The sequence below is a fragment of the Carboxydothermus hydrogenoformans Z-2901 genome (genome assembly GCF_000012865.1).
Classification (GTDB): Bacteria; Bacillota; Z-2901; order Carboxydothermales; family Carboxydothermaceae; genus Carboxydothermus; species Carboxydothermus hydrogenoformans.
Genome location: NC_007503.1, coordinates 298384 through 321363, shown reverse-complemented (window position 1 = coordinate 321363; position 22980 = coordinate 298384). Strand labels below are relative to the sequence as shown.

Sequence of the window (22980 nt, the reverse complement as noted above, 5' to 3'; positions counted from 1 at the left end):
AAATATATTATGTCTTTTTTGATATATTATTCGCTAAAAAAAGCAAAATTCCTCCCAAAAACTTAAAAATAAGCGGAGGTTTTTGCCCTCCGCTGTTAGTTATTTTCCTGAAGTTTTGGTTTTTCAACTCCAAAGATAAATTTCTTTAAAAGACCAGCCAAGGAGAGTTCATTAACCCGCGGCAAATAGAGGTAAACCAGCCAGTAACCAAGGCCAATTAAAATGCTACCCCCAAAAATATTCCCAAGGGTCACCGGAATCAGATTATAAAGCCAGATATGTCCCCAGTTTAAATTTGTTAAAAACTCTGATTTTAAATGAGCAAGTTTGGCAACTCCCAAAGCTTTGGCCTGAAGTCCTACAGCAAAATAATACATATTAGCAATGCTGTGTTCATAACCGGAAAGGACAAACGTCATTATGGGAAACCAGATTCCAACTACTTTCCCTACTACATCCTTTGCTCCATAGGCAAGCCACACCGCTAAAACCACCAAAATATTACACAAAATTCCCCGAATAAACGCCTCGCTGAAGGTCAGATTTGCTTTTAGAGCTGCCGTCCTAAGCGCTGCAGCTGCTACTAACCCTTTATTTAACTCTAACATACCGGACCTTCCCACCAGGTATGCCACTAAAAAAGAACCAACAAAATTGCCAGCATAAACCCATAACCAGTTATTTAACATTGCTTTTAAGGTAATCTTTCTTTCGGCAAGAGCAATAGTCATTAAAGTATTCCCGGTAAAAAGTTCACCACCGGCCATTACCACTAACATTAATCCCACCGGGAAAACAGCCGCCCCTAAAAATTTGGCAATGCCAAAGTTTTCCACCGAATGACTAATTAAATTGGCAGCAAACGCTCCAAAAGCAATATAACTACCCGCTAAAATCCCAAGGATAAAAGAAGCTAAAAAGTTAAGCTTTGCTTTTTTGATTCCAGTTTCTAAGGTGAAGTTGACGATTTCCTGGGGTGTTAAAAAGTTTTTTTCCATTACTATGTCCCTCCTGTAGTAAATCTTGTGACTATTTTCACTTTTTACCATAAATAAAAACACAGCCCTTAAAAATTTTGTATTTTTTAAAAGATTTACGTGTTGTCTTTATTATATTGTACTTATTTTCACAAGTCAAGTGTGAAATATTGTTTTAAGGATTTATTAATGTTAAAATTATAATTGACTGTTCGGTCAATTTTTGAAAGGATGATTTGGATGCAAAAAGATAAACCACAGAAAAAATTTTGGGGCTTAAGTCAAAACGCTTTCCTTTTTGGTTTTATCAGTATGCTCAATGATTTTTCCAGCGAACTTACCCTGCGAACCCTTCCCCTTTTTCTCTCCAATGTTCTTGGAATTAAAACCGAAATAATAGGCTTAATCGAAGGAATAGCCGACACCACTTCTACCCTCTTAAAGTTAATCTCCGGTTATTTATCCGATATCGTTAAAAAGCGAAAAGCCCTGGTTTTTCTCGGTTACGCCCTTTCCAACCTCTCCCGCCCTTTTCTTTACTGGACCACTACCTGGCCGGTAGTTCTCTTAATTCGCTTTCTCGACCGGGTTGGAAAAGGGGTCCGTACGTCTCCCAAAGACGCCCTGATAGCCGACTCTACTGAGCCGGAAAACCTGGGCAAAGCTTTTGGCTTTAACCGGGCTTTGGACCCCTTTGGAGCCGTGTTGGCTTTATTTATCGCTGCCGCCATTCTTCAGTGGAGTGAAGCAACGACCGTCTCCATGAGCCGGGAGATTTTTCAAAAGTTAATCATTATTTCCACCATTCCCGGGATCTTAGTTTTGCTTTTGCTCGCTTTTTTCATAAAAGAAGTACCGCCAAAAGGGGAAAAAACAGTTAAAAAGTTTTCCCTATCTTTTCAAGAACTCGATCTGCGGTTTAAAAAGTTTTTGGTAGTTTTAATTTTATTTACCCTGGGAAATTCATCCGATGCCTTTTTAATTTTAAAGGCAAAAGAAAACGGCATGACGATTGTTGAGATCTTTATTATGCTGGGATTTTTTAACTTAATTAGCGTTCTGGTATCCTACCCGGCGGGAGCTCTGTCGGATAAGATTGGTCGTCTTAAACTTATTGCCGGAGGTTGGATAGTTTACGCCCTATTGTATTTGGGATTTGCGGTGGCAAGCAATCCTAAAATTTTTGCCTTACTGTATATTCTTTATGGCGCCTATTACGGTATAACCGAAGGAGTGGAAAAAGCCATGGTTGCCGATTTAGTACCGTCGGAAAAACGGGCATCGGCTTATGGACTTTATAACGCCGCAATAGGTCTTTCTGCCCTTCCGGCCAGTTTAATTGCCGGTATTTTGTGGGATATCGTTAACCCTGCCGCCGCCTTTTACTTTGGCAGCATGATGGCTCTTTTGGCGGTACTGCTCTTACCCTGGGCCCTGAAAAGAAATTAAAAAAGGTTGGGAAAATCACCCAACCTTTTTATTTTAATCTTTAATTTCCCGGAAAACTGCTACCCCGCCTAACACCTGTCCAAGGGGATTGATAATTGGTGAGGTAGAAACTTCTAACGTTATTTTTTCTTCGCCTTTCGTAAAAATCGTTCTATACCGTTTTATCGCTTTTCCCTCTTTAATGGTTGATAAAAGGGGACAGTTATTTTCGCAAAGGCACTTTCCCTGGTCGTTTTGCGGAAAGTTCATCACTTCATAGCAGCTTTTATTTAAAACTTCTTTTCTGGTCTTTCCGGTAATTTCTACTGCCGCCTTATTCCAATAGATAATTTTCCGCTTTTTGTTAGTAACAAACACCCCATCGTTAATATTATCTAAAATATCCAGGGCATATCGGCGTATGGTAGTTAAGTTCATAAAGGACACCTCATATAAATTATATCACTATGCCGGGATTTTGTTAGTTATTAAAATTACTATTACCATAAACAGTTTTTATATTAAAATCCCCGCCGGTTAATTACCTCCCCCCGGATTTTATCCCGACGTAAAAAGCCAATATTTCCGAGAAAACGCCAAAAACTTGGAAGCTGCCGATAATCAAAATTTTCAATTATGGCCGCACAGAAAAACTTAAAAATATCCCGCATTCGCTTATACCGGCTAAAAAAGTGGATAAAATTGTCTCAACGGCAATTAAGATTTTTTATTCTTCCTCCAGCCCCTCGGTTTCATCGACAAAATAAAATTCAAACTTGCCGATCCGCACCAAGTCTCCCGGTTTTACCCCGGCACGTTTTAACTGTTCTTCTAAACCCATTCGGGTAAAGGTCCGCTGCAAACGGTCAACCGCTTCCTCGTTATCCAAGTTGGTCATAGCCACCAACCGTTCAATCTTTTTCCCTTTAACTACAAATATTCCATCAACTTTTTCCACCACAAAACCTTCTTCCGGCTGCTCTTTTATTACTTTCTGTGGTTTTACCTCCAAACTCTCCCGCGGCAAAGTAGAAATAATTTCCCAGAGGCGATAAATAAGCGGTTTAAGTCCTTCACCGGTAAGGGCCGAAATGGGATAGATTTCGTACTTTCCGGCAATATGCTGTTTTAATTTTTCTAAGTTTTCCTGCGCATTGGCCGTATCCATTTTATTGGCAGCAATTACGAGGGGTTTGGTTAAAAGCTGTTCGTTGTACAGCTTAAGCTCTTTTAGAAGCACTTCAAAGTCGTCTACCGGATCGCGTCCTTCAAAACCGCTCATGTCTAAAACCATTAATAAAACCCGGGTACGTTCTACATGTCGTAAAAACTGGTGTCCCAACCCTACTCCCGCATGAGCACCCTCAATTAACCCGGGAATATCGGCCATGACGAAACTCTGTCCTTCGCCCACTTCAACCACTCCCAGGTTGGGAGTAAGGGTGGTAAAAGGGTAATCGGCAATTTTGGGGCGGGCCGCACTTACCCGGGAAATTAACGTTGACTTTCCAGCATTGGGATAGCCTACCAAACCCACATCGGCTAAAAGCTTTAGTTCCAGAAGAAGCCAGCGTTCTTCCCCCGGCTCCCCCAGTTCCGCAAACTTTGGTGCCTGGTGGGTGGGGCTGGCAAAATGGGCATTGCCCCTGCCCCCCCTTCCGCCTCTTGCTACCACTACTTCCTGACCGTGCTCGGTGATATCGGCCAAAATTTCGCCGGTTGCTTCATCTTTAACCACCGTTCCTACCGGCACCCGAATATAGAGATTTTCGCCGGCTTTACCATGACGGTTACTCCCTTTGCCATGCTCACCCCTGGGCGCTTTATAATGCCTTTTATAGCGAAAATCCAAAAGCGTATTTAAACCTTCATCCCCAACTAAAATAACACTGCCACCGCGGCCGCCATCGCCTCCATCGGGACCGCCATTGGGCACATACTTTTCCCGCCGGAAAGATACACAACCATTACCCCCATCTCCAGCTTTAACATAAATTTTTGCCGTATCATAAAACATATTTTTTACCTCCCTATAACAACTGTTCCTGGCTTTTCTGGTCGTTAACTATTAGTTCTATCCTGGGAAAATGATCTAAAATAATTTTTACCTCTTTTTTGCCATTAAAAGTTTTCAGGAGCTCCCAGTTTTCTAAAACAAAACGTTCAACAACAGGTCCAAAATCTTTATTATATTGTCCCCTTTTATCACCGGAAATTGTCAGGGTAGCTTCCACACTTTCCAGCAAATAATAAAGCTCGGTAAGAATTAATGCCGTTTCCGGGTTAAACAGGCGAAAGAATTCCTGACGTTCCTGGATATTCCGGCTTATCCGGTCAATATACTCTAAAACTTTGTCATATTTACCTAACTGAAAAAAACCCCGCAAAATTTGCAGATAGTTCAAAAATTCATGCCGCTCCCGGCGAATAATTTTTATTGCTCTTTCCATGTATTATCCTCTCACTTTTATTTTTTCATAATAAAAAATTAACCAGCCCTGCTCGGCTGGTTAAATTGCTACATTTTGGGGATAAACGCTTACCTGCTTTTTGTTTTTCCCTTTCCGCTCAAAAACAACATAACCATCAATCTTGGCAAATAAAGTATCGTCACCGCCAATACCTACGTTGTTACCGGGATGAAACTTGGTTCCTCTTTGCCGAACCAAAATGCTTCCAGCGGTAACAAACTGACCGGCATATCTTTTAACTCCAAGCCTTTTCGCTTTTGAATCCCGACCGTTCTTAGAACTACCAACGCCTTTTTTATGTGCCATCTACCTCACCTCCCGGCCCTACGCCTCAATTTTTTCCACAATAACTTCCGTAAACGGTTGCCGGTGACCGTATTTTCTCCGGTAATTTTTCTTCGGTTTGTACTTAAAGACAATAATTTTGCGGCCTTTCCCGTGACGTACCACTTTTAAATTGACCTTTGCCCCTTCAACATAGGGATTCCCGGCTTTAATGCTGCCATCTTTAACTACAGCCAGAACTTCATTAATGGTTACAATGCTTCCCGGCTCCGCATTTAACTTTTCCACAAAAATTTTGTCTCCTTCGGCCACTTTGTACTGTTTGCCGCCGGTTTGAATAATTGCGTACATGCTCCAAAACCTCCCGCATTAGACTCGCCAAAAAAGGCAAGGCCCAAAGCCTATTTAAAGCCTTTTTTGAGCGGCTTACCTTAAAATTTTATCTTAATTTTTTCTTTTTTGTCAAGTAATATCTGTTATTCCGCCGTTCTTAAACGTATGCGCCCCGGTGGCGGAAATACCCCCCACCGGGGCGCAAATTTTTCGGAGATTATCGGGGGAGTGTAACACATGCTTCGTCGTCGTAATACAGGTCCCGCCCGAGCTCCACCCGGCCGGTAAAGAGGGGCCGCGGTTCTTCGGTTAGCTCCAGGCGGTAGACGGTGCTCACGTAGAAGGAAACATCGGGCTCCTTGACCGCCACCGGCGCCATGCGGGCCACCGGATAACCCTGGGCCACGATGTTTTCCAGCTGGTATTCCTGGAAAGCCCCGAGCATATCGGTGATGGCAAATCCCATATCAAGGATGCCGCGCTGGATGTCGCGCCACTTTTTCCAAGAGGCTTCGAGGAATGAAAGGCCGAAATACCCGGCCGAACCGGGACCCCGCAACGCTTCGGTGCAACGGCTCAAGAAGAGGAAGATACCGCGCACCGTTTCCACCGGATCGGTGAAGAACACGTCGAACTGGCCCCGCAGGTTCTCGGGCAGCGGATCTTGCACATCGTAGACTTCAGCGTGGACGTTGTCCCAACCCCGGTCCCGGGCTACGTCGCGGATGAAGCCAACAATGCGTTCGTCCACATCCAGGACGAAGATGCGCCGCGGTAATCCTGAGAGCGCGGCCGCAATGGCCGTAAGGTCATCATCGCCTAACAGCAGGAGATCGCGACCCACCAGATCGCCCCGCTGGGCCATCAGGGCCAGACGTAGCACGGTGGTCTCCACCGTCACATACCCCTGGTCAAAGTTGGGCGTTGCTTTTGGCCGCATGGTCACCATTTTTTGGAATGTTTCAAGGACCCGGTCGAAAGGCGGGCGCAGGACGATGCCTCGTCCCGCACAGGTCTCACAGCGCTGCTCGGCCACCCGATCCAGCCCTAAGGCTTCGACCTGCCGGCGTCCCGCTTCGGTGAGCACGAAGCGCTCACCGTCGTAGGTCACAAGCTTGCTCTCCAAGAGCGACTGCAGGACCTTCAGCACTTGGTGGGTCTGCGCTTGCCCAGCTCGCATCAATTCCCAGTAGGATTTGGAACCTCCGTACAGTGCACGGAGCAAAAGCGCATCGATCCGACGAACTTCTACAGCACTACCTGATGTTGACATAGGTACCGCTCCTTTCCCTCAAAGAATAGAAACGGACCTTGCTCCATTTTCCCTGGTCCACTCGGAGAAATTGCCAAATACGTATTATACCTCTTTTTATTGATATAGTCAATCAATAAGGTTGGCGATTGTTATTAATCTGTGATATTGTCACTCTTGTATCCGCTCAACGGGTCAAAGTCGAGACACATAAAGGTGATAAAGTCAGAGACGCTTGACAGTAATATCTGTTATTCTCCCGGTGCCCTGGCAGACACTGCACTCGTGGGTAAAAAGCTCGCCGATGGAAAGCCCTATTTTCTGCCGGGCAATTTCCACCAGCCCCGAAGGAGTTTTCCCGGTAATCTTTACTTTGGCTTTATCCCGCAAAAACTCTTCTTCCATAACCCTTAAAATCTCTTCCCACCGTTCCTCCTCCAACAGGGAAATAAAATCTACCACGATAATTCCACCGATATTTCTTAACCTAATCTGCTTGGCAATTTCCCGGGCCGCTTCTAAATTTATTTTAAAAGCGGTTTCTTTTAAATCTTTTTTTCCGGTGAATTTTCCAGAGTTTACATCAATGGCGGTTAAAGCCTCGGTTTTTTCGATGACTAAAATACCGCCGTTTTTCAGCCAGACCCGCTCCCTGGTAAGTTTTTCCATTGTCCTTATCAGGTTAAATTCTTCCATCACATTAAAGCTTTTATAAATCGGCGGCAGCAACACGCGAAACCTTTCGCGAAACTTCTGCCCGATCTCCAAAAGTTCAAAATCATCCACATAAAGGGCAGTAAAGTCTTTGTCCAGTAATTCCCTAAGACACCAGGTAAAAAGGTCATCTTCTTTATAAAGTAAAGCCGGGGCTTGAGCAGTTTTACTTCGCTCTAAAATTCCCTGCCATTCTTCATAAAGTCGTTTGGCTTCCTGCAAAAGGTCTTCTTCCTCACCGGCTAAAGTTCTAACAATAAACCCGCCGGGAAGATTCAAGTTTTCTAATACCCTATGATAATACTCCCTTTTGTCTTCCGTAAGTTTCCTGGAAATACCTTTCATCTCTTTCTGGGGAAAATAAACAAGGTTTCGCCCCGGAAGGGAAATCACCGTAGACAGCTTGGCGCCTTTTTGGGCTGTGGGGTTTTTAACTACCCTCACCAACACTACATCCCCGGGCTTAACGTTTATCTCATCAAGAGGTAAATAGCCGTTTTTAGCCAAACCTAAATTTACAAAAGCCGCCTGTAACCCCGGAACTACTTTCTCTACTTTCCCCAAATAAATATCGTTAATCTGCGTTTGTTCGTCTCGCCGTTTCGCAAAAAGCGAAAAAGGACTTCCGTCAACCATTACCGCCGCTAAATCGTATTCCGGCTGTCGGTGAAAAACTAAAGTCTTAGTCATGATAGCTCCCTTTAACTTAAAATAATTTCTTCCCGAATATATTCAATATCCTCGGGCAAATAACCCAAAAAAATTTTAGCTACCTCTTCCGGACGCAAGGAGTTTTCTCCAACCCTTATAACCACATTTATGCCATTTTCCTGCACCTCTAAAGCTTCGACCGCCTGCCAAAAATCAATTTGTTTTTCTCCCCTCTTGGTGTTTTTTACTATCCGCGGTTTATCCGTTAAAAGCTTTTCCTTCCTGGCTAAAAGTTCTGTATTGGAAAGATTGATTTTTATCCGGTAAACAACCTTGCTTACCCGCGACATTAAGCTTTTATCATCTAAATACGGCTTTACTTCTAACACTTTAAAACCGGAAGGTAAAACACTGTTTAAGCGTTCTTTTATCTCCTCGGGAGGTAAAAATTGCTTTAAGGTTAATTCCATTAGCTCCCCTTGACTTTCATGCCCCAACGCTAAGGGCAAGGCTATGGAAAACTTGGGATGAGGGTTAAAGCCTTCTGAAAAAGCCATCGGCAAATTCGCCCTGCGAAAAGCCCTTTCAAAAACCCGCATGGTATCCAGGTGCGATATGTATTTTAATTCTCCTCCCCGGGAATACTTAAGCAAATATTTCACTAACCTTCCGCCCTCCTGTCAGCACCGGGGAAATTTCCAAAGCAGGGCAAACCCCACATCCGGTACACTTACCCTCCCGGCAATCAGCGGTGTTCTTTCCAGCCATGGCGTCCCGATACTCCTTCTTAAGAAACCTCTGACTTATTCCCCCGGCAAATGGTTCCCAGGGCAAACGGTCATCCAAAGAAAAGCTCCTCCGGGCATACGCTTCAAGGTCAAATCCTTCTTCTAAAAAAGCTTTTTGCCACAGCTCATAATTAAAATATTCCTGCCAGCCGTCAAACTTGGCGCCTAATTTATGCGCCCGGTAAATTACCCGCCCAATACGCCGGTCCGCCCTGGAAAGGGCTGCCTCCAAAAGGCTCGTCCGGTAATCGTGCATTTTTAAACTAAGACGCCGGTCTTTTTTAGCCAATTTTTCCAATATTCCCTGCCGCCTTTTAATTTCTTCCGCTGAAATAATCCCCAGCCACTGAAAGGGAGTATGGGGTTTGGGAACAAAGTTTGAAACCGAAACCGTAACTTTCAGCCGTCCTCGGGGTACCCTCCCTTCTTTAACGCCGATATCGGCAACTTTCTGGGCTAAATGAATAATCCCCGCAACGTCTTCGTCGGTTTCATAAGGCAGGCCAATCATAAAGTAAAGTTTAATTGCCTGCCAGCCTGCTTTAAAAGCAGCTTTCACAGTATTAATGAGGTCTTCCTCGGTAACCCCTTTATTAATAATATCCCGCATCCTCTGGGTTCCGGCTTCCGGAGCAAAAGTCAAGGTAGCTTTCCGCACCCGCTGCAGTTCGGACGCCAAATCTACTGCAAAGGTATCAATTCGCAGGGAAGGAAGGCTAATATTTACCCCCGCTTCCTGGTACTTATCCAAAAGCTTTTTCGCTACCTCCCGAATATACGGGTAATCTCCGGAGCTCAAGGAAGCCAAGGATATTTCTTCATAGCCGGTTTTCTCCATAATTTTTTCTGCTTCTGCCAAAACCAATTCCGGAGTTTTTTCCCGTACCGGGCGGTAAATCATCCCCGCCTGGCAAAAACGGCAACCCCGGCTGCATCCCCGCATTATTTCCACCATGGCCCGATTATGAACAATATCAAGATAAGGTACTATGGGAGATGGCAGGGAGTATCCGGATAAAAAGCCTTGAGCAATTCTTTTGGTAAATTTCACCGGAAGATCTTTTTTAAGCGGCATAAACTCGGTCAACCTTCCGGCTTCATCATAACTAACCCGGTAAAATTTCGGAACGTAAACCCCCGGAATTTGCGCTAAAGCCAAAAGGGTATCGTTACGCTCCCAGCCTTTAACTTTGGCTTCCTTTACCACTTCGATAATTTCCGCTACTACCTCTTCCCCTTCTCCCAAAACAAAAAAATCAATAAAATCGGCTAAAGGCTCCGGGTTAAAAGCCCCCGGTCCTCCGGCCATAACAAGGGGCCATCCCCTTCTCTTTTCGGCAAATATTTCCACTCCACCCAATTCTAACATATTTAAAATATTGGAATAGCTTAGCTCGTATTGCAGGGTAAACCCTACCAGGTCAAACTCCCAAAGAGGCTTTTTATTTTCCAGAGAAAAAAGAAAATAACCCTTTTCCCGCAAAAGCTTTTCCATGTCTTCGGCAGGAGCAAATACCCTCTCCAAAAGGGCATCATCCCGGCGATTTACCGTTTCGTATAAAATTCTAAGTCCTAAATGGGACATCCCAACTTCATATAAATCCGGAAAACAAAAGGCAATTTTAACCAAATTTTTCTCCCAGGGCTTTTTTACCGCATTTAATTCATTGCCCAAATATCTCGCCGGTTTCTGGACTAAAGCTAAAAGTTTAGCAAAATTCACCTTTTTCACCTCATTGCTATTTTACCACAAAATTTCCCGTAAGAAAAAAATAAGCAGGAAAGCTTCTCATTTTTGTAAAAGCTCTCCCACCGGTTTTAACAGGCCAAACTTCACAACTCCCTCCATTATTTGCCATTCGCTTAAAACTCCTAAGATTTCCTGGTTCCGTTCCAACACCACCACATACTGGTAATGGGACGGTAAGAATTTGTCTACCACCTCTTTTAGTGGAGTATTTCGGGCTACCGTCAAAACCTTGGAATTTAAAATTTTCTGCTCATTTAAAATTTTTTCCTTATAAGTTAGGTTTTGCAAAAAGTAAAAGCTGTTTTTTACCCTTTCCCGAAAGGCTAAAAAAATCAATAACACTCCCAAAATTACCACATCGGCACCATTTATCCGGAATAAAAAGCCGTAAATTCCCGCCGCCACCACCGCAAAAGCGGTTACCAGCGAAATATTGGAAACAATCCGGGTAGCTATTCTTAAATTAGTAACCCTGGTTAAAACCGCCCGCAACATTCGTCCCCCGTCCAGGGGAAGAACCGGCAAAAAATTAAAAACCGCCATGATAAAGTTAAAATCCAATAAAAAAGCTACATTTGCGTTAAAAAAGCCATTATTGATTATCCCTAAAGCAAAAAACATCAAAATTAAATTAGCCAGCGGCCCCACCGCCGCAACCAAAAACTCCTTTCCCGGAAAGAATTCTACCGGATTGGAAGTTTCTATTACCCCTCCAAAGGGTAACAGGGTCAAAGAAACAGGTTTCTGAAAAAGTTTTTTATACAGAAAAAGGTGAAATAGTTCGTGAAACAAGAGTGAAAATAAAAGTATGCCAATTTTGGCAAATGCTCCTAAAGCCAGATACATTAAGAGAAAAACCCAGAACAGCGGGTGAACTTTTAATTTCATTTAGCTCTTTACCTTAAAGACCGGTGCCGGATCAACGGCAAGACCCTTATCGTGAAATTCCACATGCAGCATCCCGCTGTTCCCGGTACAACCTATCTCCTGCCCTTTTTCCACCAGTTCTCCTGCTTTAACCCATACTTCCTTTAAATTTGCATATAAAACCTCCTGTTCGCCCCAGGAAATAATTAAATAGTTATCGTACCCCTTTTTATAACCGGTTTTTACCACCGTCCCGTGAGCTGCTGCTTTAACCGGTTTATTGGGTTCACCCAGTATATCCAAGCCCCCGTGAAAAAAGCCATCACTATCTAAGCCAAATCCCCGGATTACTTTTCCATCAACCGGAATTTCTAAATTAGAGGCAGTAAGAGCCTCTTCATTTCCCATCCCAATCTCCAAAACCCGGTCAAAAACCGGTTGAACCTCCGTCTCGGTAGTTAAAACGTATTTCACAGCTTCCTTAAGCTTAGATGCTCCCGGTAAATCTTTACTTACCCAAAAAGTAAAACCCGCTACAATTACCACCACCAGCAAAAACTTGTAAAAAAACTTAAATTCGCGTTTTTTCCCGGGGGGTCGATAAATACTTTTCTTTCTTATGTAGGGTTTGCTCCAATCTCCGTAAATTTTCAGGTTGTCCTTGTCGGACATAAAAAATCCCTCCCCTAAGATGTTTTACTACATCTTATGAAGAGGGATAATTTTTCATGACTTTTATTTTGTTAAGTAATGAAGTATGCCGGCAGCATTTAATTCCAGGTCAAGCTCAAAGCTGTTTTTAATATCGTCATCAAGGAAAACACCCTTTTTGGCTGCTTCCAAATATACCCGGTAGGTTAAAGCCTGCCGCATTTCCTTTATGCCAAGATTTTGCGCTAAAATTTCCTGGCCCAAACGTTCGTATTCTTCCACTTCCCTTATTAAGTAATGAAAAATTTCCCCGGGATTTTCTACCACCCCAAAATGGGTATAGTAAATCCTTTCCAATCCTAAGTTTAAAAACCGTTTTAACTCTAAAATCATTTTTTCCGGCTCAAACTCCGTAGCAGGTGTTGAAGGATAGACAAACACCTTCCCGTACCGGTTTTTAATAATGTTATTTAAAACTCCCGCCATATCGCCGGAAAAAAGACCCCGGGTTAAACTATCGGTAATTACCTGATGGTGGCGGGCATGCCCTGAAGTATGGTAGACGGTAAGCACTCTGCCCCCTAAATCAAATTCCTGACCGTCGGCAGTTTCCAGAACTCTTTCGACCGGAGCCGGAATTATTTTTTCAAAAAACGGTAAAAACCGCTCTCCGTAGATAGCTTTAGCAGCAGCTTCCAATTTTTCCGGGGATATCATATGTCTTGCCCCCCGGGGATGTACCGCAAGATATGCCCTGGGTAGATACCGCAAAAGGTTTCCAGCTCCTCCGGCATGGTCCAAATGAATATGCGTTACAAAAACATAAGAAATCCTTTCCCGGTCAATTCCCAGAACTTCTAAGGCTTCTAAGATATACTTGGTAGATGGCGTAGGTCCGGTTTCCACCAAAGCTACCTTTTCTTTCCCCGCCACAATAAAACAGCTCGTTCTGCCAGCAATCCCCTGTTCAAACAAATCAACCTGCCAGATATTGTCACCGGCTTTATAAATTACCGCCACACCAAGCCCCTCCTCCTGGAAAACCCGTAATTAATTTTTCTCCATTATACTTAAATTTGTTTTCTTTGTTAAGAGAATTTTTTGAAAATTTAACTATTTCCCTTAAAACCTAAAACGATAATTTTTTCCTCCTTAAGTAAACATTAAGCGCCAGGCCCACCGATAATAAATTGGACCACATAGCACTTCCTCCGTAACTTACAAAAGGTAAGGGTATACCGGTTACGGGCATAATCCCGCAGGTCATCCCAATATTAATAAAAGTGTGAAAAGCAAGCTTGGCCACAACTCCGGCTACCAGTAAACTTCCCAGTAAATCCTTGGCCTGCTGGCCAATGCGAATCAACTGCCAAAAAAGAGTCAAATATAGTACCAGTAGCACCGAAGCACCGATAAAGCCCAGTTCTTCCCCTAACACGGAAAAAATAAAATCGGTGTGCTGCTCGGGCAGAAAGTTCAGCTGATTTTGACTTCCCCGAAAAAGTCCTTTCCCCCAAAAACCTCCCGAACCAATGGCAATCTGTGACTGAATCACGTGGTAACCCGCTCCCTGCATATCCTTCCACGGGTCTAAAAAAATAATTAACCGATTTAACTGGTATTCTTTTAAAGGAATCCAGATTTGGGGAAAGTGAAGATGGAGAGCAATCCAGCCAATGGCCAAAACCAGGCCCCCGCCAAAGAGACTAAATAAGAGTTTACGGTTTGCCCCCGCTACATAAAGCTGAGCAAAAGTAATGGCGACAAAAACCAGCGAAGTACCTAAATCCGGCTGCTTTAAAATTAACAGCATAGGGACACCAATATGGACAAACACCCGGATAAAATCGCTAAGTTTATCAATCTGTCCCTGACGGGCAGCTAAATAATTGGCCAGAGTTATAGTTATGATATCTTTTGCAAACTCCGAGGGTTGCAAGGAAAAGGGGCCTATTTTAATCCAGCGCTGCGCCCCTAAAGCTTCCCTCCCGGCAAATAATACGGTCACCAACATAACAAGGTTAAAAAGATAGAGGAATTTGGCATAGCGCGGAAAGTCATCATAAGGAATGTACAAACTACCAAACATTAAAAGAAGACCAGAAAAAACCCAGAGTAGCTGGGTTTTAGCTAAACCAAGAACATCATCGGGAGAAGTTGCCCGGGTAGCGCTGGCGATTAACACAAGTCCTAAAATAATAATTAAAAAAACATTGGCCAGCACTCCCCAGTCAAGTTCCTTTAACATCCGGCGAAATTGCATATGCTCCACTCCCACGTCTTGTTCGCGTTTAATTATACCAAACTTTTGCTCATAAAAAAAGAAACGGCCTAAAAGCCGTAATTTATTTAGAAGCCAAATCTATTTTGCTACTACTTTGGATGTGACAGGTATCGCACGTCTTCGACGCCATTTTCCCATTATGGCATTTATTACAGACACCTTTATCCACCTGATTTTGCCTAGAAGTAAAAGTAGAAATCTTTTTGAGAATAGCATCATTATAATAGGTGGTCCATTCACTTTTTTCCGGAAAATTAGCTTTACCGTGGGCTACATTATAATGACAATCTACACAATATAGGCCTTTTTGAAAGTGAATTGGATGGGGATCTTTTAAGTCCCAGGAAGGAGTAATTTTTCGATTTCTCAGGTGGCATTTTTCACACTTTTGATCCTGAACCACTATCTTCTTTATGACTTGGCCGCTAGGCTTTAAAACCCGATGCCGATAAACCATTTTAAATAAATCCGGGTTTTCATGACAGCTAAGACAATTAACAGTACTATGGCTAGTTGCTTTCCAGCTATAATAAGCGTATTTCATTTCGTGGCAGCTTACACAAAACTCTGGGTCATTTATTTTTCGCTCAAAAGTCACCGATACATAGCTGTAACAAAAAAAGCTAAACACCGTAAATAATAGCACGAAGGTAATTACACCCCATACCTTTTTCCAATTCAAAGCAAGCACCCCTTTCCCGTTAATGGAGTCCAAGAGGTAAATAGTAACTTAAAAACCAAATTAATACTCCAAAGTAAAAAAGCATTTCTAACAGGATTAAAAAGGTGTTATTTTTGAATTTTCCTGTTGCCATTTCTACCCCTCCTTGCCCCGAACTTCTTTTAATTTTTTAAGTTCCAAAGGATGCTCCTCTTCCATTTGTTCTTCGGTTAATTTGCCATGAAACCAAACGAGATTTCCCGGGAAAAAGTCAGGATTAAAATGAACGTTAAAGAAATGCCAGGTAAAAATTACCACAATAGCTAAAATTGCCTCATCGCTGTGAGCTGCTCGAGCAGCATCGATAACTGTTCGGGGAAAATATTTTGCGGCTACGTCAGGGAACCACATCATAAGTCCAGAACCACCGATAATGAAAATCCCCCAAAATACCGCCCAATAATCAAATTTTTCTTTATAAGAAAAGCGGGTGAATTGCGGCTTTTCCGGTGATAAACCTAAAAAGTATTTAAGATTTTGGTAAAGATCTTTAAAATCTTTTAGCGTCGGTAGAGCTTCAAAAGAGACTTTCTTAGTTACAATAACATAGATTAAAAGGTACAAAAGGTGATACAAGCAACTGCCGATGAGCATAATAACAGCACCGACTAAGTGCAAAACTAAAAGATTTTCAAATCCTCCAACCAGTTTTGTAAAAACCTTAGCATAATTGCTTTGCTCGTATTTAATCGCTAACCCGGTAAAGGTACAGATAAAAAAGCTTACAAACATCATAATATGCTGTATCCGATGATGAATGTTAAACCTTTCATAAGTCCTACCGGTCATAGCTTTCCCCCCCTGTCACCTCTAAGGCTTTCTGCTCTCTAATCTTTTTGTATCGTCGATATAATTCCATTTCAATGTGGATTAAAGTTAAAGTCACCACGGAAATTGTTAGCCAGACAAAAAACTTCTCCGTATAATAAACCACTTTACCGTTTCCCGTTGATGTTTTCACAAAGTGCTCGGCCCCCCGGGCAAAATTTTTGCGGGGAAAAACGTGACAACGGGCACAAGTGTTAGGAACATTCGCCGGGTTGGTAAGGGAACGAGAATCGGTTTTGGTAAAAATATTGTGTTTTCCATGGCAATCGGTACAGGTAGCGGCAGTTTTACTGCCCAAAGCTACAGCCTTACCGTGAAAACTTTCTTGATAGCTTTTCAAAACATTCCCTTTATGACACTGGCTACAGGTTTTTACAATGTTATTGCGGTAAGTAGACGCGCGCGGATCAGTTCCCCTAAAAATGGTATGGGCCGTATGGCAGGAAAAACAATATACGTCTTTCCGGTCATGAACCGATCCCTTAAAGGTTTTTAGAATATAATCGTGACAGTTTTTACATCTGTCATTAATTTCCTGCAAAAATTGTTGACGACTTTTGACATTAGGGTGCGGATAAGAGTTAAATCCAGGATGACAGGATTGACACTTATTGGTTCCATGCATTGAGTCGCGATATTTTCCGGAATCAACGTAAAGAGAAATATTAACCCCCTCCCACTCCATTTTTAAACCAACCGCCCCGTGACATTTTAAACATTCTTCATTACCTTTTAAATTTTCTTTATTTTTATCAGCCAAGGCCACATTGGGAATCCAAAAAAGCCAAAAAATTAGGAAAAAAAACATTATAATTCTTCTATCGAACATCCGCTACTCCCCTCCTCTTTAATCGGTATAACTAATCCCGTTAATTTCCCGGACCGAAATCACTACTCTTCGTTTACAAAAACGGCATTTAATGATAATCTCCTCTTTATTTTTTTGAGCAACAATTTTTTTACACCGGCACCGAATCGCTTCCGGTTCCCCTGGATTTTTCTCCCGTTCGCTCATCGCTCCTCCTCCTTAAATTACTGGTGGCCAAACTACAAACATCACCGCGGTAAATATTAAAGCAAAAAGTAAAAGACCAACCATTAAGGTTAAAATTCCACGCTTAAAACCGGTTAATTCCCGTTTAACTTTAAAGAAAAACAAATAATAGCTTAAGGAAAAGGAAAAAACGCTAATCGTTATCACCAAAAGCCAAAACAAAAAAATTACCATAATTAACACCTCGTTTACCGAAAATGAGTTTTTCTTAAAACCACGTCATAATGTTTGGCGGATAAATTATAAAGTATAGCACCAAAACCATGGCAATAAAGGCCAAAAAACCAGTAGTTAGGGACAAAGCTATATATCCTGGGGTAAAGGGTTTTTTTTCATGATAGAAAATAAAATACCATAGTCCGCACTCGCAAAACACAAAAGTAGCAATAATTAGGAGAAGCCCAATAACTGCCATCAACATATTTTTCCCCCCTTTCTTTTGCAAAATAAAGCAAAAGGCCAGCGTTTTAAACGCTGGCCTCTGGGCTAAAAGCCTCCGGACTGGAAGGTGGTATTAAATTTTGGGAAAATTGCCTGCCAGGATTTACCCTTCGAATCTTCGCGCCGTCAAAATAAAGGTAAACATACTGTTTACAATGACGGCACTTAATGATAATCATACTTCCTTCAACCTGACAAACAATTTTTCCACAGTTACATCGTAAATCCACCACCTTCATCCCCCTCCCTAAACTGTATTAGCTCTAAATGTATCCTAACTATATAAATTAGTTACAAAAAGCACAAAGTTAGCTAAAAAATTACGGCAGCAGTAATAGAGTTAATTTTAACTGAAAACACAAAATGCTGGCAAAAAAAGCCAGCATTTTTTACTGCTGGCCTCTGGACTTTAAAGTCTCGGGACTTTTTCCTCTTATTTACTTTTCTTAGTATAAAATATGCAGGAATAATAACAACAATACCTAATTTTTTCTGTTTTTTCCGTTAAAAAATTAACACATTTATTTTGGGTTGTAAAACCGAAAATATTACAGTGCTTGTTATTTATTCTCAATATTTTTCGCTTTTCTTAGATATGCTAATTATCTCGCAAATTATTTCGCTAATTGGTTTGAACCCGGACACTTCTTTTAACGTTTTTAATCGGTATATTGGCAATAAGCGCTACCTGGTCTTCATGACTATCGATATTTACTTCCAGAGCTTTTTCGTCAATTTCCATGTATTTGGTAATGACAGCAATTAAATCCTCTTTTAAATTTTGTAAGAGCTCGGGTGAAACATTGGTCCTATCCTGAACTAAAACCAGTCTAAGGCGTTCTTTCGCCATGGTTTTGCTGTTTTGCTGTTCCTTCCCAAACAGTTTCATTAAAATTTCCAGCACGGCCGTCCCCTCCCCTTAGCGGTTGATACCGAACAACTTTTTAACCTTGCTGAAGAACCCTTCTTCCTCTAAGTTCATCAGCGGAACCTCTTCACCCATTATCCGCCGGGCAATATTCCGGAAAGCCTGGCCCGCCCGGGAGTTCTGGTCATAGACGGCCGGCTCGCCTTTATTGGTAGTTACGATAATAGTTTCATCATCGGGAATAACCCCTAAAAGGTCAATAGCCAAAATTTCGATAATATCTTCGATTCCCATCATATCTCCCGTCCGAACCATCTTGGGACGAATACGGTTAATTATAAGCCGGGGATTATTAATCCCCTCAGCTTCCAGTAAACCGATTATGCGGTCCGCATCCCGGACCGCCGATACTTCCGGAGTAGTTACCACAATTCCCCGATCGGCTCCAGCTACCGCGTTTTTAAATCCCTGCTCGATTCCCGCCGGACAATCAATTAAAACATAATCAAACTCCTTTTTAAGATCACTAACCAAATTCCGCATTTGTTCGGGACTTACTGCCGTCTTATCCTTGGTTTGCGCCGCCGGCAAAAGATACAACCCTTCTAAACGTTTATCTTTGATAAGCGCTTGCTTTAAACGGCAATTTCCGTGGACAACATCAACTAAGTCATAAACAATCCGGTTTTCCAACCCCAAAACCACATCAAGATTTCGTAAACCTATATCCGTATCCACCAAAACCACTTTCTGGCCCATCATCGCTAAAGCTGTACCCAGATTGGCGGTAGTCGTCGTTTTACCGACGCCTCCCTTTCCCGAGGTAATGACAATTGCTTCCCCCATAATCTTCCTCCTTTTATTTTAAAAGCTTTCCAAGGTTCCCTTCGTAGCTTTCAATAACTACCATCCCGTCTTTAATAAGGGCAATTTCCGGGCTAAAATTGTCTTTGGTTATTTTTTCATCTTCCGGCGGTCGGGTAATATGATCAGCTATGCGAAGTTGAGTTGGTAAGAGCTTAAAAGCTAAGACCACCGCTTTTTTAAAACCTTCAGCGCCGGCGTGAACCACTCCCCTGACCGTCCCCAGAACGATAATGCTCCCGGCCGCTACCACTTCTGCTCCGGGATTTATATCCCCAAGGACTACCACGTTTCCAGCATAATTTACCTTTTGCCCGGAACGTAAGGTTTTATCTATCAGCAAAGTATTTTCTAAGAAAAACTCTCCTCTCAACATCGTAAAGCACCTTTTCTTTAAAATTAGCTAAGTTGATGTATTCTACATCTTTGGAAAAATTCCTGCTCTTATTCCACCGGGCCAAAAACCCTGGTATTTACTTTTGGCACCTTAAAATACGCCGCTAAAACATCCCTGGCCACCAAACCTGCCGAAGAACCACCATGACCGCCATGTTCAATAATGGCCGCAACTGCAATTCGGGGATTTTCAAAAGGGGCATACGCCACGAACAAGCCGTGATCGTCTTTACCGAAAACCTGAGCTGTTCCGGTTTTTGCCGCCACCGCTACCGGAAATCCTGCAAACACTCCTCCGGCAGTTCCCCCGGGCATCGTTACTTCCCGCATCCCCTGCCGCACGTAATTTAAAATATTCTCGGGGATCTTTGCTTTACTTAAAACCCTGGGTTTTACCTCCTCTATAACCTTTCCCCGATTGTCCAAAACTTTTTTTACCAAATGAGGTTGGTAACGAATTCCCCCATTGGCTATCATGGCTACATAATTGGCAAGCTGCAAAAGGGTATAATTGTTATAACCCTGACCGATGGCCATATTAAGCGTATCATACTGCTGCCACTCGGTTTCCCAGCGGTAAATTTCAATTTGCCGGTTAATTGCCTGAATTTTTTTGTCCCGTTCCGCCTCCAACCGCTTTTTCTCCTCGGAAGTTTTAGCCCGGGCTATTCTTTGCTCGTAATCACTTTTTATTTTATCTATTTTAGGCTTTAAATTTTTCTCGATAATGGCAGTATTGGTTTCCTTTTTCCACTCGGGAGTCGGTAAAAGTCCCGAACTCTCCCCGGGAAGGTCTATGCCTGTCATCATTCCCAAACCAAATTGTTTACCCACTTCCACAATTTTTTCTACTCCCAGCCGCCGGGCCATCGTCCAAAAATAAACGTTGCAAGACTCTTTAATGGCTTTAACAAAGTTTACAACCCCGTGGCCCCTTGGGTTCCAATCTTTAAAAGCACGGTTTCCCAGTTTGTAGTAACCAGGATCGAAAATTGTTTCGGAAGGAGTAGTTACCCGATTTAAGAGGGCAGCCATGCCGGTGACCATTTTAAAGGTGGAGCCTGGAGGATAGGTAGCTGATACCGCGCGATTATAAAGCGGCCGATCGGGATTCCTTATGTACTCATCCACCTGCTTTTGGGTTAACCCCTTGGGAAAAGCCGCCGGATCAAAAGTGGGGTAACTGGCCATGGCCAGCACTTCCCCGCTTCTCACATCAAGGGCCACTACCGCACCCGCTCTGGCATCGGGATAACGATTTTGCAGCGCTGCAATGGTTTTTTTCAAACTTTCTTCCGCAGCTTTTTGCAGGTCTACATCAATTGTTAAAACTAAGGAATTACCCTGCTCCGGTCGGGTTTTTATCCCTAAGTCCCGGACAGGATTGCCCTTGGCATCCACTTCAATTTCCCGACCACCATTTTTTCCGCGCAAAACCGATTCATAAAAACTCTCTAAGCCCGTTTGTCCGAACATATCCCCCAACTTGTATCCTTCGGCCTGATGCTCTTTTAGCTGGGTATCTTTTATCTCCTGAATATATCCCACCACGTGAGCCAATAAATTACCGTAAGGATAATCCCGGGCGGGCTCGATGCTTACCGTAACTCCCGGAAGTTCGTACCTTCTCTCTTCAATTTTCGCTACCACCTCCCAGGGAACATCGGTAGCTAAACGAATCGGTTCATACGGCCGTGCTTTAGAGTTTTTAATTTTTAACCGCAGTTCCTCTTCGGAAACCTGAAGGATTTGCGCAAGTTTGGGTAAAATTACATCGGCATTTTTTAAGCCGGTAAACAGTAAAGAAACGGTATAAACGGCTTTATTGGTAACTATTTTTTTGCCATTCCGGTCCAATATTTCTCCCCGGGGGGCTTTAACATCAATTATCCTGATGGCGTTTTTGCGGGCCAAGGTCTGATATTTGGCCGTAGCGTATACTTGAAGATAAAAAAGCCTTCCCCATAAAATAAACAGGAAAAACGTTACCACCACACCCATCCAGCCTAAATTGGCTTTAATGTTCTTTCTCAAGGCTTATTCCCCCTAACGGCGCGGTAAAAAAAGAAATAAAAGACGGGTGTTAGGAAAAAATTGTATAACGCCTCTACGGGCATTATCCTGCCAAAGGCCTCGGTGAGGGCAATATTTATACCCAAGAGATTTAAAAAAGCTACGTAAAGAAAATCCTTAACAAAAGTTAAAACAAAAACAATGACCCCAGGGAACCACCAGTTTTCCGGATAAATTTTTCCTTCTAACACCCCTGCCAAAAAACCGGTAACCATTTTTACCAAAGTATTAAGCCCGATAAAGTGGCCGGTAAAGAGGTCTTCAATAAGACCTCCCTGCATACCGAAAAAGGCCCCCCTGGGGGGACCATATAAAAAGCTTAAAATTACCGTTAAAATTAAGATTAAGTCCGGCTTTACTCCATTTACCGCCAGCCGGCTAAAAACCGTTTGGGCTATTATATAAAAAAATAAAAAATACAGCATAGCCTTTAGATTAGACATACCATTGCCCCCAGGTGTTAACGACTGCCTTTTAAAATAAATACTTCCTCTAACCGGTCAAAATCAACGTAAGGACGAACTTTCGCCACCTGCACCAACCCCGATGGATCTTTGGTTACACTTACAACGTACCCGATAGGTATACCTGCGGGAAATACTCCTCCCTGACCGGAGGTAAGCACCTTCTCTCCGGTACGAACTTCAAGATTTAACGGAATGTTATCCATAATAAGCTCGGAGGATAAAGCCGTTCCTTTTATTATCCCCGGCACCCTTCCCGGATAAGTGACCGCCGCCACACTGCTCCGTGGGTCGGTAATTAGCAATACTTCACCGTTTAAAGCGGCCACATTCATCATCCGGCCAACCAAACCGTTTTGGTCCAAAACCGGCATATCTTTCCTGATCCCAGAACTTTTTCCCTGATTAACCGTAAAAGACTTATACCAGCTTGCCGGGTCCCGCTCGATAATTTTGGCCACAATAAGTTTAAAATTTGGGTGTTCCCGACTGTAGCCCAGCAGTGCTTTAAGCCGCAGATTTTCCCTCTCTACTTCTTGTAAGCGATTTAACTGGTATTTTAAAGCAGTATTTTCCTGAAGAAGTCTATCTTTTTCCCGCCTTAGCTCATTAATATCCTTAAAGTATTGGGTAACATTGCCAACCCCATCCCAGAGAAAACTAACCGCCCGGGCAATAGGGTAAGTCAAGTCTTTAAGTCCGGATTTAACTTCGGAAAAAAAGGGAAGCTGTTTGGTTGTATAGCGGGCAAGAGACAGGAGGAGCACCGCCAGCAATACCCCAATTAAAAGAGTCTTGCCCCAGTACCTCTTAGCCAACT

General features: G+C 42.9%; 28 protein-coding genes and 1 other annotated feature. Of the genes, 1 reads left to right on the top strand and 27 read right to left on the bottom strand.

Features of this window, described 5'->3' with window-relative positions:
• Window positions 1-95: 95 nt before the first annotated feature.
• Window positions 96-998, bottom strand: a complete 903-nt coding sequence (locus CHY_RS01665) for a formate/nitrite transporter family protein (protein ID WP_011343313.1) — start codon at window positions 996-998, stop codon at window positions 96-98.
• Window positions 999-1217: 219 nt separating this feature from the next.
• Here CHY_RS01665 and CHY_RS01660 point away from each other — a divergent pair, with 219 nt between their 5' ends.
• Entirely contained in the window at window positions 1218-2426 is a 1209-nt protein-coding gene (locus tag CHY_RS01660) for an MFS transporter (protein WP_011343312.1), read from the top strand.
• A gap of 33 nt (window positions 2427-2459) precedes the next feature.
• Here CHY_RS01660 and CHY_RS01655 read toward each other — a convergent pair whose 3' ends face one another.
• The 26 genes from CHY_RS01655 to mreC all read right to left on the bottom strand — a co-directional run bounded on the left by CHY_RS01655 (window position 2460) and on the right by mreC (window position 22978).
• Window positions 2460-2843 (bottom strand): PAS sensor domain-containing protein, encoded by a 384-nt coding sequence (locus CHY_RS01655; RefSeq protein ID WP_011343311.1) that lies wholly within the window; start codon window positions 2841-2843, stop codon window positions 2460-2462.
• A gap of 289 nt (window positions 2844-3132) precedes the next feature.
• A complete protein-coding gene (gene obgE, locus CHY_RS01650; protein ID WP_011343309.1) occupies window positions 3133-4422 on the bottom strand; it encodes a GTPase ObgE in 1290 nt (429 codons plus the stop codon).
• A gap of 13 nt (window positions 4423-4435) precedes the next feature.
• Complete coding sequence (locus tag CHY_RS01645; RefSeq protein WP_011343308.1) at window positions 4436-4855, bottom strand: Spo0B domain-containing protein; 420 nt, start codon at window positions 4853-4855, stop codon at window positions 4436-4438.
• Window positions 4856-4915: 60 nt separating this feature from the next.
• Window positions 4916-5182: a 50S ribosomal protein L27 gene (gene rpmA / locus CHY_RS01640; RefSeq protein ID WP_011343307.1), complete on the bottom strand. Its 267-nt coding sequence runs from the start codon at window positions 5180-5182 to the stop codon at window positions 4916-4918.
• Between the two features lie 18 nt (window positions 5183-5200).
• On the bottom strand, window positions 5201-5512 hold the full coding sequence (rplU, locus tag CHY_RS01635; RefSeq protein WP_011343306.1) for a 50S ribosomal protein L21: 312 nt from the start codon (window positions 5510-5512) through the stop codon (window positions 5201-5203).
• Between the two features lie 17 nt (window positions 5513-5529).
• Window positions 5530-5585, bottom strand: a sequence feature (ribosomal protein L21 leader region).
• A 126-nt stretch (window positions 5586-5711) separates the two neighbouring features.
• Window positions 5712-6605: a bis-aminopropyl spermidine synthase family protein gene (locus CHY_RS01630; protein ID WP_226986715.1), complete on the bottom strand. Its 894-nt coding sequence runs from the start codon at window positions 6603-6605 to the stop codon at window positions 5712-5714.
• Window positions 6606-6971: 366 nt separating this feature from the next.
• Complete coding sequence (locus CHY_RS01625; protein ID WP_011343303.1) at window positions 6972-8150, bottom strand: Rne/Rng family ribonuclease; 1179 nt, start codon at window positions 8148-8150, stop codon at window positions 6972-6974.
• 11 nt (window positions 8151-8161) lie between these two features.
• The gene (locus tag CHY_RS01620; protein WP_011343302.1) at window positions 8162-8773 is read right to left on the bottom strand and encodes a TIGR03936 family radical SAM-associated protein; all 612 of its coding nucleotides are present in this window, start codon (window positions 8771-8773) and stop codon (window positions 8162-8164) included.
• Window positions 8757-10622 (bottom strand): TIGR03960 family B12-binding radical SAM protein, encoded by a 1866-nt coding sequence (locus CHY_RS01615; RefSeq protein WP_011343301.1) that lies wholly within the window; start codon window positions 10620-10622, stop codon window positions 8757-8759. The genes CHY_RS01620 and CHY_RS01615 overlap by 17 nt, the downstream gene beginning before the upstream one ends.
• 66 nt (window positions 10623-10688) lie before the next feature.
• On the bottom strand, window positions 10689-11537 hold the full coding sequence (locus CHY_RS12570) for a site-2 protease family protein (RefSeq protein ID WP_011343300.1): 849 nt from the start codon (window positions 11535-11537) through the stop codon (window positions 10689-10691).
• On the bottom strand, window positions 11538-12188 hold the full coding sequence (locus CHY_RS01605) for a murein hydrolase activator EnvC family protein (protein ID WP_011343299.1): 651 nt from the start codon (window positions 12186-12188) through the stop codon (window positions 11538-11540).
• Window positions 12189-12251: 63 nt separating this feature from the next.
• Complete coding sequence (locus tag CHY_RS01600; protein ID WP_011343298.1) at window positions 12252-13187, bottom strand: MBL fold metallo-hydrolase; 936 nt, start codon at window positions 13185-13187, stop codon at window positions 12252-12254.
• Window positions 13188-13296: 109 nt separating this feature from the next.
• Complete coding sequence (gene rodA, locus CHY_RS01595) at window positions 13297-14430, bottom strand: rod shape-determining protein RodA (protein ID WP_011343297.1); 1134 nt, start codon at window positions 14428-14430, stop codon at window positions 13297-13299.
• Window positions 14431-14512: 82 nt separating this feature from the next.
• Window positions 14513-15133, bottom strand: coding sequence for a NapC/NirT family cytochrome c (locus CHY_RS01590; protein WP_011343296.1), 621 nt, complete (start codon window positions 15131-15133; stop codon window positions 14513-14515).
• Window positions 15134-15268: 135 nt separating this feature from the next.
• The gene (locus CHY_RS01585) at window positions 15269-15961 is read right to left on the bottom strand and encodes a formate dehydrogenase subunit gamma (RefSeq protein WP_011343294.1); all 693 of its coding nucleotides are present in this window, start codon (window positions 15959-15961) and stop codon (window positions 15269-15271) included.
• The gene (locus CHY_RS12565; RefSeq protein WP_011343293.1) at window positions 15951-16829 is read right to left on the bottom strand and encodes a cytochrome c3 family protein; all 879 of its coding nucleotides are present in this window, start codon (window positions 16827-16829) and stop codon (window positions 15951-15953) included. The genes CHY_RS01585 and CHY_RS12565 overlap by 11 nt, the downstream gene beginning before the upstream one ends.
• Before the next feature lie 18 nt (window positions 16830-16847).
• Window positions 16848-17015, bottom strand: a complete 168-nt coding sequence (locus tag CHY_RS13100) for a hypothetical protein (RefSeq protein WP_011343292.1) — start codon at window positions 17013-17015, stop codon at window positions 16848-16850.
• Between the two features lie 12 nt (window positions 17016-17027).
• On the bottom strand, window positions 17028-17228 hold the full coding sequence (locus CHY_RS01575; RefSeq protein ID WP_011343291.1) for a hypothetical protein: 201 nt from the start codon (window positions 17226-17228) through the stop codon (window positions 17028-17030).
• Window positions 17229-17262: 34 nt separating this feature from the next.
• A complete protein-coding gene (locus tag CHY_RS01570; RefSeq protein WP_011343290.1) occupies window positions 17263-17475 on the bottom strand; it encodes a hypothetical protein in 213 nt (70 codons plus the stop codon).
• Between the two features lie 46 nt (window positions 17476-17521).
• The gene (locus tag CHY_RS01565; protein WP_028051547.1) at window positions 17522-17728 is read right to left on the bottom strand and encodes a hypothetical protein; all 207 of its coding nucleotides are present in this window, start codon (window positions 17726-17728) and stop codon (window positions 17522-17524) included.
• Between the two features lie 389 nt (window positions 17729-18117).
• Complete coding sequence (gene minE / locus CHY_RS01560; protein ID WP_011343288.1) at window positions 18118-18384, bottom strand: cell division topological specificity factor MinE; 267 nt, start codon at window positions 18382-18384, stop codon at window positions 18118-18120.
• A 30-nt stretch (window positions 18385-18414) separates the two neighbouring features.
• The gene (gene minD / locus CHY_RS01555; RefSeq protein ID WP_011343287.1) at window positions 18415-19209 is read right to left on the bottom strand and encodes a septum site-determining protein MinD; all 795 of its coding nucleotides are present in this window, start codon (window positions 19207-19209) and stop codon (window positions 18415-18417) included.
• Window positions 19210-19222: 13 nt separating this feature from the next.
• Window positions 19223-19603, bottom strand: coding sequence for a septum site-determining protein MinC (gene minC / locus CHY_RS01550; protein WP_041537607.1), 381 nt, complete (start codon window positions 19601-19603; stop codon window positions 19223-19225).
• 68 nt (window positions 19604-19671) lie between these two features.
• On the bottom strand, window positions 19672-21657 hold the full coding sequence (mrdA, locus tag CHY_RS01545; RefSeq protein ID WP_162485045.1) for a penicillin-binding protein 2: 1986 nt from the start codon (window positions 21655-21657) through the stop codon (window positions 19672-19674).
• A complete protein-coding gene (mreD, locus tag CHY_RS01540) occupies window positions 21654-22139 on the bottom strand; it encodes a rod shape-determining protein MreD (RefSeq protein WP_011343283.1) in 486 nt (161 codons plus the stop codon). Before mreD ends, mrdA begins: the two co-directional genes overlap by 4 nt.
• Before the next feature lie 17 nt (window positions 22140-22156).
• Entirely contained in the window at window positions 22157-22978 is an 822-nt protein-coding gene (mreC, locus tag CHY_RS01535) for a rod shape-determining protein MreC (RefSeq protein ID WP_011343282.1), read from the bottom strand.
• Window positions 22979-22980: the final 2 nt, after the last annotated feature.